Annotated in this window: 10 protein-coding genes; 1 reads left to right on the forward strand and 9 read right to left on the reverse strand. The window is 66.3% G+C overall.

Translation table 11 applies throughout. The annotated features are described in order from the left end of the window. Nucleotides 1–135: 135 nt before the first annotated feature. The 9 genes from NCS67_RS15680 to cobA form a co-directional block, all read right to left on the reverse strand. On the reverse strand, nucleotides 136–2151 hold the full coding sequence (locus tag NCS67_RS15680; protein ID WP_250435655.1) for a hybrid sensor histidine kinase/response regulator: 2016 nt from the start codon (nucleotides 2149–2151) through the stop codon (nucleotides 136–138). A gap of 250 nt (nucleotides 2152–2401) precedes the next feature. Next, nucleotides 2402–2560, reverse strand: coding sequence for a hypothetical protein (locus NCS67_RS15685; RefSeq protein WP_160172890.1), 159 nt, complete (start codon nucleotides 2558–2560; stop codon nucleotides 2402–2404). A 163-nt stretch (nucleotides 2561–2723) separates the two neighbouring features. Beyond that, nucleotides 2724–5519: an Hsp70 family protein gene (locus NCS67_RS15690; protein WP_250435656.1), complete on the reverse strand. Its 2796-nt coding sequence runs from the start codon at nucleotides 5517–5519 to the stop codon at nucleotides 2724–2726. Further along, a complete protein-coding gene (locus NCS67_RS15695) occupies nucleotides 5520–7412 on the reverse strand; it encodes an Hsp70 family protein (RefSeq protein WP_250435657.1) in 1893 nt (630 codons plus the stop codon). Further along, nucleotides 7409–8005, reverse strand: a complete 597-nt coding sequence (locus tag NCS67_RS15700) for a DUF2760 domain-containing protein (protein WP_250435658.1) — start codon at nucleotides 8003–8005, stop codon at nucleotides 7409–7411. Before NCS67_RS15700 ends, NCS67_RS15695 begins: the two co-directional genes overlap by 4 nt. 279 nt (nucleotides 8006–8284) lie before the next feature. Next, complete coding sequence (locus tag NCS67_RS15705) at nucleotides 8285–8770, reverse strand: adenosine-specific kinase (RefSeq protein ID WP_008353603.1); 486 nt, start codon at nucleotides 8768–8770, stop codon at nucleotides 8285–8287. Between the two features lie 45 nt (nucleotides 8771–8815). Further along, nucleotides 8816–9937 (reverse strand): CmpA/NrtA family ABC transporter substrate-binding protein, encoded by a 1122-nt coding sequence (locus NCS67_RS15710; protein ID WP_008353602.1) that lies wholly within the window; start codon nucleotides 9935–9937, stop codon nucleotides 8816–8818. A gap of 15 nt (nucleotides 9938–9952) precedes the next feature. Then, a complete protein-coding gene (locus tag NCS67_RS15715; RefSeq protein ID WP_034471835.1) occupies nucleotides 9953–10525 on the reverse strand; it encodes an ANTAR domain-containing response regulator in 573 nt (190 codons plus the stop codon). Between the two features lie 72 nt (nucleotides 10526–10597). Continuing rightward, nucleotides 10598–11365 carry a uroporphyrinogen-III C-methyltransferase gene (gene cobA, locus NCS67_RS15720; RefSeq protein WP_250435659.1) on the reverse strand — a complete coding sequence of 256 codons (768 nt, stop codon included), beginning with the start codon at nucleotides 11363–11365 and terminating at the stop codon, nucleotides 10598–10600. A gap of 618 nt (nucleotides 11366–11983) precedes the next feature. Here cobA and NCS67_RS15725 point away from each other — a divergent pair. Continuing rightward, nucleotides 11984–13309, forward strand: coding sequence for an MFS transporter (locus NCS67_RS15725; protein ID WP_008353599.1), 1326 nt, complete (start codon nucleotides 11984–11986; stop codon nucleotides 13307–13309). Nucleotides 13310–13319: the final 10 nt, after the last annotated feature.

A 13319-nucleotide genomic window follows, 5' to 3' on the forward strand; every position in this document is an offset into this window, starting at 1 on the left:
CCCCCCCCCCCCCCCCCCCCCCCGCCGCACCGCCCCCGCCCCCCCCCGGGCGCCCCCCCCCCACGCCGCCCCCCCCCGCGCCCCCCCCCCCCCCCCCCCCCCCCCCCCCCCCCCGCCCCCCCCCCAAAAAAAGACTCACGCACCCGAGTCACAAAAACCAGCAATCAAGGCAAGCATCCCACGCCGCAATTCCACAGGACTAACGGGCTTGGAAAGCACGTCCTGCTCACACGCGAGCGGCACGATACACGCGGCCGGTTCACCGGTAACGACGAGACAAGGACAAGGCCGCCCAAGCCGCGTCGCACCGAGCATCGCCACTTCCCGCGCGGTCTTGGCATCACGAAGTCGAAAGTCGGTAATGATGAGATCCGGAAACCGCTCGATATCGCCGAGAATCGTCTCGAACTCCTCGAAGCTCGCCGCCGAGTCATAAAGCACGCCCCATTGCGACAGCAGCGCTTCGGTCGACGCCCGCACGAGCCCATCGTCCTCGACGAGCAACACATAACGCCCCTTGAGCTGCGCCATTTCCGCCGCCTCGGAACGCGCCGGCGCACGCGCCGACGGCGTGTCGGGCGACGGTCCGCACAGCGGCATTTCGAGCGAAAAGCGCGAGCCGCGCCCTTCGGTGGACTTCAGTTCGATGCGATGCTGATCGAGCATCGACATCACCGCATTGACGATCGACAGCCCGAGCCCCAGCCCCTTGTCGCGATCTTGCTCGGGATTGTCGACCTGAAAGAACGGCTGAAAAATCGCATCGAAATAATCGGCCGGAATGCCGATGCCGTTATCCAGCACGTCGATACGCGCGCGCGTCGGCGAACGCACCACGCCGACGATCACGGTCGGCTTCGAAGTCTTGCTCTGATCTGCATACTTGATCCCGTTGGACACCAGATTGGCCACGGCGCGCCCGAGCCAGTGCGCGTCGCTGCGCACGCAGACGACATCGTCCTTCGGCAGCCGCAGGCGCAATTCGACGCCGCGGCTCATCGCGAACGGACGCAACTGCTCGGCGGCTTCCTCGACGATCTGTCGCACGTCGAATACGTGATAGCGCGGCACGACGCGCCCCGATTCCAGCCGCGAGAGATCGAGCACCGCGTTCAGCAGCCGCGCGAGGATCACGGACGAACGCCCGCACTCGTTGATGAGCCGTTCGGCCTGATCGAATTCGCCATTGCGGATGGCCTCGGCCGCCGCCTGCAGGAACAGATTGAGCGCGTGCATCGGCTGACGCAGATCGTGCGTCGCCGCGGCGAGAAAGTTGGATTTCTCGCGGCTCGCGGTCTGCGCGGCGATCATCTGCTGTTCGCGCAGCGCGAGCAGCGCGTTGGTCTTGTTCTCCTGATCCTTCTTGGAGACTTCGAGCTCGCGATTCTTGCGGCCGAGCGAAACATTCGCGGTGCGCAATTCGTCGTTGAGGGAAGCCAGCGCGCGCTCCGAACTATAGCGCTCGCGCGAGACGCGCTCGGCGTGCGTGCAGACGCCGTGCCCCACGACCACGACGTTGAACATATAGAAGAGCCCCGCGAAGAAATCCTCGGGGTTGAGCAGATGAATCGTCACCTGCAGCACCACGATCGACGCCAGCGTGATGATGCCCGCTGTCAGCGCGACGCGAGAGCGCAGATAAAAGAAACTGAACTGGAAGAACAGCGCAAGGCACAGCCCGATGAAATGCTGCGTGTAGTTATAGGGCGCGGGCGTGATCGCGACCATTGCGAGGATCAGGCACAAGAGCCCGTAAATGCCCGTCAGAATGATGCGTTGCGCGGTGGCGTGCGAGCGGAACGACGGCCGCAGCACCAGCACGCCGACAAAAAACAGCAGCGCGATGCCCGCGGAGCGCAGCGCGAGGATGTCGGGCAGGCGCGAATCGAGCGCGCGGTTGCCCCGCGCGAAGCTGAAGTCCCACCAGAGGAAGCACGTCCAGATGGCAAGCGCGAGCAGCGTCGACGCGCGCCGGAATGCGCAGAAGCGCTGGCTGTGGTCTTCGAGAAACTGCGCTTCGAGGACGGGATCGGAAAACGGCGCCGGAATCGAGAGATTGCGCACCAGGCTTGCGCCGGCCTCGCGGGCCGCCGAGAGAAGAATGCCTGGATTGCGCACGCCGGCGGCGCGTTGCGGTACGGCCATCTTCATGCTCGCTCAGGGAATCGGGATATCTACTTTATGCCAACGCGGTCAGACAAATACGCCTTTTTTTAGCAATCGGCCATTATCTCCGGCAATTATTGCGCTTTTTTGGCGAGTTGCGAGGGCACGCGGCGAGACGGAAGGAAGGAGGAAGCGAGCCGATCGGCGGGCGTTTGATCGTTTGCCCGCCGATTCGAAGGACAGCCACAACGAATGCCCCCCGCACGATGACGAGGGCGGTCTCGAGGAGAACCGTTCAGCTTTTCGGTTTGGCCTTGGTGGTGCGCTTCGTGACCTGCGTTTCCTTCGCGCCTGCGGCCTTCGCGGGCGATGCCTTGCTGCCGGCCGTTTTCTTGCGGCTCGACATTTCCGTTTCTGCGGGTTGGCTCGCTTGAGCCTTGCGTGGGGATGGCATGTTGACCTCCTTCAGTATGTGTCCATATCGACACATTGATAACCATAGGATGCGGTCAGCCGGTATTCAAGACTCGGCGGGCTTCTCGCGCGGCGCATCGGCCAAAAAACTTCTGAGAGCGAAGCATTTCGCCCGATGCCCGCAACGAGCGCGACGAGCGCGATCAGTGGATGAGCTTCAGCCCCGCCGGCAGCGTTTCGCCGAACACGCGTCCGACGTCGGCGCGATCGAGCTCGACGGTCTCGCGGACCATCGCGATCCACGCCTGCGCCGCGCCCATCGTTTCGAGACGCTGCACGACAGCCGCGCGCGCATCGTCGGGCAGATCGCGCGAGCGGTCGCCGGTCATGCGCGCGATCTGCGCGGCGGCGAACGCGGCGGGATCGACCTTCTTCCAGTCGAGCGCGAGGATCGCATCGAGCCAGACGACGGCGACCTCGGGCGGCACGACACCGTGCGCGCTGCCGTAAAAGGGCGCGCGGGCGCCGATGCGGCCCAGCGCCCACCAGCTTTGCACGCTCTCCGAAGGCTTTTTCAGGCGCGTGAGCAGCCATTCGCCGACCTCGATCTTGCGCTCGACCGGCACGCGTTCCAGCGACGCCGCGAGCCGCACCATGTCCTCATAGCCCGCGCGCGCAGCGCCCGCCGCCTTGCGATAGCGGCTCGTGCCGGGCGGTTGCAGCACGAAGGCCATGTCGTCGAGCAGCTTGAGTTGCGCCGCTTCGGGCAGGCCACCGGCCGCGCGGCGCCAGAGCGTCCACCATTCGGACCAGATCTGGCTTTCGTTGCTGTACTGAATGCCCTGATCGAAAAGCGTCCAGAGTTGCTCGACACGCCATTCGTCGAGCGGATGCCCGAAGCCCGGACGCATGCAGTAGCCCGCGAGGTTGAGCCACAGACGCTCGTGATCGGCGGTGCGGCGGCGCTTTTTCGCGCGCTCGAACAGCGCGCCGAAGACCTCGCGCAAGAGTGCGATGTCCCAGGTGTCGCGCGGGCCGAGCGTCTGTTCGAGCTGCGCGCGCAGGCGTTTGACTTCCTTCGGCCCGACATCGTGCGACTTCGCGCCGAACGTGCGGTCTATCAGTTCGATGGCTTTCGGCAGCGCCGGATGCGATTCGCTCACGGTCTCGTCGGTCTGCGACGCCTCGCGGCGCAACTGGAATTCGAGCAGCCAGCGTTGCGCGGGATCGTCGACGGCGATGCAGTGCATCTCCAGCGTGCCGACTTCGGTGAGCGAGGTCGTCAGCTGAACCGCCGTTTCGCGCGCTCGGCCCTTGCCGGCGGCATGCGGATCGACGACGGTCGCGATCGGCGGCAGACGGATGAAATCGCCCGATGCGGCCGCGAGGTCTGCGAGCGCGCCCGCTTCGTAAGCCGTCTCCGACACCGACGACGCCAGGTGAAAGCGCACCGGCGCGCCGAGCGTGAGCGCGAAGGTGCGATCGGCGAGATGGATCGCCTGGCCTTCTTCGGTGCCGCGCGGCAGGACGCAGACGCCACGCATCGCGTTGGCATCGTCTTCGAGCAGCAGGAAGAAGCTGCGCGCCGAGCCACCGCCGATCTTCGGCGCATTGCCCGCGCGCGCGAGCGCGTAGGCGACCGCGCCGCGCGCGACCGCGACATCGGGATTGCCGTTCGCGAGCACGTTGACGGCTTCGCCGCGCCAGCCGGAAAGCGTATCGGCGATGCGGCGCGCGAGCGGAGCGGCGCGAAACACGCCGCCGTTCAACAGCAAGGTGTCCGGAATGGCGAGCGTTTCGGCGGGCGCATCGACGAGGCCGAGCGCCTTCTTCGCCTCTCCGGCATGCTGGCCGAGAAACGCCGCGATATGCCGCGTGATGGCCGCGTCGCTCGCATACGGCAGCCCGAATTCGACGATGCCGCCGCGCGAACGGCCGGGGCGATCGCTCGGGGCGACCATCGGAAAGAATCCTTCGACGATGATCCGCTCGATCTCGTCACGCGTGACATCGGCCGAACGCGCGCCGCCGATCAGCTTCGAGCCCGCGCCGAGCAGCGTGATCGACGTGGATGCGGGCGCGTTGTCGCCTAGCAATTGCTCTTTCGCCGCGCGGCAGCGCTCGACGAGTTGCGACAGGCGTCCGGCGGAAAGACGCGCATCGCTGCCCGCGAGACGCTTCTCGACGAGATGCGCGAGCGCGAGATCCATGTTGTCGCCGCCGAGCATCAGATGGTTGCCCACGCCGATGCGCGTCAACACCGGCTCGCCGTTCTCCATCGCGACCTGGATGAGCGTGAGGTCGGTCGTGCCGCCGCCGACGTCGACGATCATCACGAGCCGCGTCGCCTTCAGATCATCCGCGAGCGTCGCGCGATGATGAAACAGCCAGTCGTAAAACGCGGCCTGCGGCTCTTCCAGCAGCCGCAGTTTTTCGAGTCCCGCCATGCGCGCGGCTTCGAGCGTCAGCGCGCGGGCGCCTTCATCGAACGAGGCGGGCACGGTCAGCACGACGTCCTGCGTGTCGAGCGGTGCATCCGGAAAGCGCTCGTTCCACGCCGCGTGGACGTGCGCGAGATAGCTCGCGCTCGCCATCACCGGCGAGATTTTTTCGACGTCGTCGCCCGCGCCCCACGGCAAGATGGCCGCGAGGCGATCGACCGCCGCGTGCGACAGCCAGCTTTTCGCGCTCGACACGAGCCGTCCCGGCACCTGCGCGCCGAGCATCCGAGCGAATCTGCCGATGACGGCGGGCGCTTCCATCTCGCCCCACGGCAATTGCAGATCCTCGGACTTGAGTTCGCCTGGCGCGAAGTGATAGCGCAGCGACGGCAGAAGCGGCAGCGCCGCGACTTCGCCCGCGCCGACGAGCTGGTCGATGTCGAACACGCGGATATCGTTCGAGCCGATTTCCGCGTACGCGACGACCGTATTGCTCGTCCCGAGATCGATGCCGACGCTGTACCGCGCGCCGGACACCTTTTTCTTGCGCCCGGACACTTACAGGCCCATGCCCTGATCCGCGCCCGCGTTCGCGCCGCCGCGCACGTCGAACTCGACCTTCCAGCGCTCGGACGAGCCGCGCGGAATCGCTTCGAGTTCGAGCGTGCCCGCTTCGGTCACGCGTGCGTGCAGCTTGACGGGCACGACCTCGCCCGGCGTGCGGCCTTCGGGCGGCAGCGACGCTTCGATCTCTTCGAGTTCCTGCAATTCGTCCGGTTGCCAGTAATCGAGCAGCGTGCCGACCTGATCCTGACGACGCACCGAGGAGCCGAAGAAGCGGAAATGCACCGGCTCGCCGACGACGAGCCCGAATTCCTGCGCGGGCAATTCGGCGTCCGTGCCTTCCTCCATGCCGAACGGCGCGACGCACAGCGCCTGCACGGGCGGCTCCAGTCCGGGAACGGCCGGCATCGCCGATTCGACCGCGACGTAGTACGCGCGCGCCGTGCCGCCACGGATGCGCACGCCCTTGCCGCGCCGCACATAGCCGTAATAGGCCGCGCCGCGCGCCACCGCGAGATCGAGGTCCGCGCCTTCGAGCAGACGCGCGGCGGGCGCGTTTTCGGAGGCGAGCCATGAATTCAGCGTCGTCATCACGCGCTCGACGAGCAGCGGCGACTTGAACACGCCGCCGTTGAACAGCACGACGGTCGGATGCAGCAGCGTCGCGCCCTGCGGCGCCTGATGCTGCAAGCCTTCGACTTCCGCGAGCGCGTTGACCTGACGGCCGAGGAACGCGGCGAGATGGCGCGTGACGGCGGCGTCCTGCGCGTACGGCAGACCGAGTTGCGTGAGACCGACGCGCGCGCGCGAAACGGGGCGAGCCGCGGCATCGACTTGCGGGAAAAAGCCTTCGAGCAGGATCTGCGTGAGTTCGGCGCGCGTGAGTTCGGTGCGCAGCGACCCGCCGATCAGCTTCGAGCCGCGGCTCGGGACGACGAGCGGCACCGCATCGACGGACGGATCGGAAAGCAGCGTTTCCTTCGCCGAGCGGCACGCGTAGGTGAGGGCGCGCAACTGCCACGGATCGGGCTGCGTGCCCGATTGCGCGAGCTTGCGCGCGACGGTATGCGCGAGCCCGAGGTCCATGTTGTCGCCGCCGAGCAGGATGTGCTCGCCAACGGCCACGCGATGCAGTTCCAGATTGCCTTCGCGCTCGACGACCGCGATCAGCGACAAGTCGGTCGTGCCGCCGCCGACATCGACGACGAGAATCACATCGCCCACTTTGACCTGCTTGCGCCAGCCGCCCGACGATTTTTGAATCCAGCTATAGAGCGCGGCCTGCGGCTCTTCGAGCAGCGTCATGCGCGTGTAGCCGGCTGCGGCGGCGGCTTCGGCGGTGAGTTCGCGCGCGGCGGGATCGAAGGACGCGGGAATCGTCACGGTGACGTCCTGCTGATCGAAAGGCGCATCGGGATGCGCGTGGTTCCACGCTTCGCGCAAATGCATCAGATAGCGCACCGAGCTTTCCAGCGGCGACACGCGCTCGACTTCCTCGGGCGCATCGGACGGCAGGATTGACGCGCGGCGATCGACGCCCGGATGGCACAACCAGCTTTTCGCGCTGGAAACGAGGCGGATCGGCGTGCCCGCGCCCCGGCTGCGCGCGAGTTCGCCGACGATGAACCTGCGCTCCTGCGTCCACGGCAGCGTGAGATCGCCGGGCGCGAGCTCGTTCTCGTGCGGCAGATAGAGAAACGAGGGCAAAAGATCGCGTTCTTCGGCGGCGCCGGGCGCGGTCAGTTGCGAGATGGGCAGCACGCCTTGCGCGGTCTTTTCGCCGTCGCTCGCGCCCATGTCGACGTAGGAGAGCGCGCAATGCGTCGTGCCGAGATCGACGCCGATCGAGTAGCGCGCCGGGTTATCGTTCGCTTGAATGTCGCTCACAGTTCCACCTCCGCGGGCGCGACGATGCTCGCATCATGGGACGGCGCGAGCTTCGGCAGGCGCGTGTCCTCGACCTTCCATCCACGATGGCTGATGCTGCCCGAAAAGGGCGGCTTGCCGACTACGTTGCCCGTCAGCCGGATGGCGGCGGCATCGAAACCCTCCTGCAGCGTGATGCGCGTGCCTTCCGCTTCGGTGCGCACGGGCTTGACCGTGAAATGCTCGCGCAGCACGTTACGGCAGCCGTCGTGCACGAGGCGGGCGGCCGCGCCGATATCGGCGTCGCTGTAATTGACGATGTCTTCTTCCACGAAATCGATGAAACGCGCGTCGCGCTGCAAAAGGCCGAGCAGTTGCAACGCGGCGACCGGGCTCGCCTCCTTCAGCGCGGACGGCGCGGGTTGAACCGGCGCGGCGGCAGGCTTCGGCGCTTCGGCTTTGAAATCGGGCGCGGCTGCGGGGGCTTCAGGCGCTTCGGGCGCTTCGCGCAGGCGCTGCACGCGGCCCGCGAACGATGCATTGCCGAGAATGCCGAAGAAGGCGCCGAAGGCAATGCCTATCCTGCCGAAAAAGCCTGGATTCATGTCGGTCATGTGATGCTCCTGTAGGCCGCGCGAGGACGACCCTATCCTCGGGCGGCGCGGGTGGCCGGTGTTCGGTGCCGTATCGGCGGGGTGATGCCGGGAATGTCTGCCCGTGCGGCTTTTCAGAAAAGGCACGAAAAACGCCAACGGCCTTTATACCGTATCCCGATATTTTCCATGATGTCGCGCCCCGGCCGGGAAAATCGCTCCGGATGGGCGCGCGGCGGCGGGCCTCATTCTCGCGATTTGCGCCGTCAAGTCAAGGCGCGGCAGGCTTCGCGGCGCGCTTCAGGCCTTGTAGCCGATCTTGCGCAGCAGGTCGTGGCGCCACTTCACGTCGTCTTCGCTTTCGACGCCAAGCGGCGGGAACCCGTCCACCACGCCGACGATCCCGCGTCCCTGATCCGTCTGCGCGACAAGCACCTGCGTCGGATTGGCGGTCGCGCAAAAGATACGGCACACCTCCGGCACGGCCTTCACGGTATTGAGCACGTTGACGGGAAAGAAGCCGTCGCCGAGCACGATGATGAAGCTGTGTCCCGCGCCGATGTTCTGCGCGTTGCGCGCGGCCAGCTCGACGCCATGCTCGTCCGTGCCCGACGTGCGTACGAGCCGCTTGCCCGACGCCTCGCAGAACGCGAGTCCGAAGCGGATGCCGGGCACCGCGCCGACGAGCGCCTCGTGCAGATCCTCGACCGTCTTGATGAAATGCGACTGACCGAGGATGAAGTTGGTGTCCTCGGGCTTGTCGATGGCGATGGCGAGCAGTTCCATGGCGGATCTCCGGTGCGCGCTGGAAATTCCATGGTAGGCGCTTTTCTACGCGCGTATTTCGAACCCCGCGAGATACGCAGCCGCATCGCCGCCGTCCCAGACGCGGCCATCGCAGAACGTCGCCGCGCGCCGTTCGCCGGGAATCGCAATGCCCGCCGCCTGCGCCGCCTCGCGATAAAGCGCGGTCTGATTCACGCTCGCCGCGATGGCCGCATCGTCGATATCGGCGCCGAGCATGCCCCAGCGCCGGTATTGCGTAATGAACCAGACGCCGTCCGATACGCGCGGATAGTTCACCGCGCCTTCATCGAAGAAACGCACGGGCAGCGCGCGCGCATCGCCGCCATCGGATGTGGCGAGGCGCGGCTCGATCAGCGCGCGCGGCACGCCGAGCAGCGCGGACGACGACAGCGCCTCGGCGATCTCCTCGCGATGCGCCCGCGTATCGAGCCAGGCGCACGCATCGAGCATCGTGCGAACGAGCGCGCGCGCCGTCGCGGGATAGAGCGCCGCGAAATCGCGCCGGCACGCGAGCACCTTCTCCGGATGATCCGGCCAGATCTCGCTCGTGTACGCGACCGTCCTGCCCGCGTCGCGCGCCTCGGCGACGGCGTGCCACGGCTCGCCCGCGCAGAAGCCGTCGAGCGCGCCCTCGACGAGCGCATCGGCCATGCGCGGCGGCGGAATCACGATGCTCTGCACATCGCGCAACGGATGCACGCCGTGCGCCGCGAGCCAGTAATACAGCCACATCGCGTGCGTGCCGGTCGGAAAAGTCTGCGCGATGACCGGCGGCCGCCCGAGCGAATGCAACGCTTCCTTCACGCTGGCGCCGTTTCGGATCGCATCGGCCAACGGACGCGACAGCGTGATCGCCTGACCGTTGCGATTGAGGACCATCAGCACGGCCATGTCCGCCTGCGGCCCGCCGATACCCAGTTGCACGCCGTACACGAGGCCATAGAGCGCGTGCGCCGCGTCGATCTCGCCGGACAGCAGCTTGTCGCGCACGGCCGCCCACGACGGCTGACGGCACAGCTCGATCGAGATGCCATGACGCGCGCCGAGATCGCGCAACGCGGCGACGGCGAGCGGCGCGGCATCGGAAAGGGCGACGAAGCCGAGCCGCAGATGCGTGCGTTCGGGTTGGGAGGAAGTGATGTTCATGAGATGTCGATAAAGCTAGAGCAGATCGGCCATCGAAAGCAATTGGCGCGCGATCTCGGCGACCTTCACGCCCTGATCCATCGCGCGCTTGCGAAGCGCCGCATAGGCTTCGTTTTCGGACATGCCGCGCCTGTCCATCAGAAGACGTTTCGCGCGGTCGATGACCTTGCGCTGCTCCAGTTCGTCCTCGACCTTCGCGAGCCGCTGACGCAACTGCGCTTCATGCGCGAAACGCGCGAGCGCGACTTCGATGATCGGCGCGAGACGCTCGGGCGCGAGTCCTTCGACGGAATACGCGGTGACGCCCGCGCCCACTGCCGCGCGAATGAACTGCTGATCCGCGTCGTTGCTGAACATCAGCACGGGACGCGGCGCGGCCTTGTTCATCACCGCGAGCTGTTCGAGCGTGTCGCGCGAGGGCGACTCGGTATCGATGATGACGACATCGGGCTTCTGGCTCTCGACGGCCTTGTGCAGCGCCGAAGGCGCGGCCGCTTCGGCGAGCATGTCATAGCCCATGCGCGCGAGTTGCTCGCGCAAATCGCCTATGGGCTTGTCGGTGTCGGTGACGAGAAGAACGCGAAGCATGCGGGAAGCGGAAGCGGTCATGCGAGGGACGCTTGAGACTTTAACGCGCCGTCCGCGCTTTGAGAACCCGCTTTACGCGGCATGAGCGAAGCCTTTGGCGCTCTGCATATGCGCCGCGAATTCCGCCGCTTCGCCGATCGCACCGCCGATCAGAATCACCGCCGGACTGCCGAGGCCGGCAGCGTTGGCATCATCGGCAAGACGATCGAGCGTCGTCACGAGCCGCTTTTCCTGCGACGATCCCGCGTGCTGCACGACGGCCGCAGGGGTGCTCGCGGGCAACGCATCGAGCAACGATGCCGTCAGACTCGCGATGCGGCTCATGCCCATATAGATCGCGAGCGTGGTGCCCGTTGCGGCGAGCGCGGCCCAATCCGGCTGACTGTGATCCTGCATGTGCGCGGTGACGAACGTCACGCCCTGACAATGATCGCGATGCGTGAGCGAGATGCCGAGTCCAGCCGCCGCCGCGAATCCCGATGACACGCCATTGACGATATCGACCCGAATATCCGCCTCGCGCAATGCGGCGATCTCTTCGCCCGCGCGTCCGAAGAGCAACGCGTCGCCGCCTTTCACGCGCACCACATGCAGTCCTTTCTTCGTGTATCGCTGCATGAGGCGCTGAATGAAGGCTTGCGGCGTGGACTTGCATCCGCCGCGCTTGCCGACGCGAATCACGCGCGCGTTCGGCGCAAGCGTGACGATGTCGGCGTTGGCGAGATCGTCGACGAGAAGGACGTCGGCGGCGGCGAGCGCCTTCGCGGCGCGCAAGGTCAGCAAGTCCAGATCGCCGGGGCCCGCGCTCAACAGAGTGACTTTGCCTTTGATGGTGCTCATCGTTGCTTCCTGAGTCTGCGTGCTTCGTGTGTGAGGCATCGGCGCGGCAAACGCAGATAGCGTCCGCTCGTGTCGCTGCACGATGGGGACGCCTTTGTCCTTGCTTTCATGTATCGGGGCGCCGCGAACGCCGTTGCTCGCAGCGCTTTCGACAATGCAATAAGCGGGCCATTGGTCGAATAAGGCTTCGAGCACGTTATCCGCACTGTCGTTGTGCGCGGGCGGCACCGCGAGGGCGCATGGGCGCTTGCTCGATGTGAATGCGTGCGTTAACCGTGCAGTACAAAGTGAGGAGCGTACGAAGCGATCGCTTGCACGTTCGCACGGCATCAGTGCTGCGTCGCACCATCCCTGTGCCCGCCTGCATCGAAACATGACGTGAAGCTGATGCGCGCAGTCCGTGCATATAACGCGCAAAGCCTTGCGCGACAAGCGTCTGAAGTCGATGCGGCCCGCATGGCATAGGCCTTGCCTTATGTCTCGCCATCGGATCAACGGCGATCCGTCCTGAATACAGCGCCCGGCAAGTGAAGAACATGCGGGCATCGGACAACGGCGTCCCCCGCATCGGCTTCCCGGCCCATGCGCGGGACGCCTTTCTTTTTTTGCGGAAAGACGATGGACAAAGCCACCCGGATCGATCTCTTCAGCATGCGCAGCGCGCCGATGCGCGCCTTCCATCTCACGTGGATGGCCTTCTTCGTATGCTTCTTCGCGTGGTTCGCCTGCGCGCCGCTGATGCCGCTCATCAAGCGCGAATACGGACTCACGGCGGATCAAGTTGCGAACATCAATATCGCGGCCGTCGCCGTGACGATTCTGGTGCGCCTCGTCGTCGGACCGATGTGCGATCGCTTCGGCCCGCGCCGCGTGTATGGCGCGCTGCTGCTCGCGGGTTCGGTGCCTGTCATCGGCGCGGCGCTCTCTACGGGCTACGACAGCTTCCTGTGGTGCCGTCTCGCGATCGGCGCGATCGGCGCGAGCTTCGTCATCACGCAGTACCACACGTCGGTGATGTTCGCGCCGAACGTCGTCGGCACCGCGAACGCAACGACTGCCGGCTGGGGCAACGCGGGCGCGGGCGCGGCGCAGGCGATCATTCCGCTTCTCGTCGCGGCAGCGATCGCGCTCGGCGTGGGCGAAGCATCGGCATGGCGGGTCGCTTTGATCGTGCCGGGCATCGCGATGCCGGTGATGGCCTTCTTCTACTGGCGCTATACGCAGGATTGCCCGCAAGGCGACTTCGTCGCGCTGCGCCGTGCCGGCGTCGCGATCGACGGCGGCAAGAAGGGCGGCTGGCAGAGCTTCCTGACCGCGTGCTCGAACTATCGCGTGTGGATGCTCTTCGTCACGTACGGCGCGTGCTTCGGCGTCGAAGTGTTCATCCACAACATGGCGGCGATCTATTACGTCGATCACTTCGGCCTCTCGCTCGCGCAAGCCGGCATGGCGGCGGGCAGCTTCGGTCTGCTCGCGCTCTTCGCCCGCGCGCTCGGCGGCTGGCTCTCCGATAAAGCCGCCGCGAAGAAAGGCCTCGATATCCGCGCGACCTTGTTGTTCGCGCTGATCGCGGGCGAAGGCATCGGCCTCTATGCGTTCGCGCATGCGCCGAGCGTCGTGCTCGCCATCGTCGCGATGCTTGCGTTCGGCCTCTTCACGCACATGGCATGCGGCGCGACTTACGCGCTCGTGCCGTTCATCGATCGCAAGGCGCTCGGCGGCGTGGCTGGCGTGATCGGCGCCGGCGGCAACGTCGGCGCGGTCGCAGCGGGCTTCCTGATGAAAGGCCTCGGCAACGCGCAAGCCACGCTCTCGATGCTCGGCGTGATCGTCGCGACGACGGCGCTCTGCGCGCTCGCCGTGCGCTTCTCCCCCGAACACAAGGCACGCGAAGCGGCACTGCGCGAAAGCGCGCTCGCAGCCAATAACGTCATTGCAAACTGAGAAGGCCCCG

Origin of the sequence: Caballeronia sp. ATUFL_F2_KS9A (genome assembly GCF_023630765.1) — a bacterium.
GTDB classification, from domain to species: Bacteria; Pseudomonadota; Gammaproteobacteria; order Burkholderiales; family Burkholderiaceae; genus Caballeronia; species Caballeronia zhejiangensis.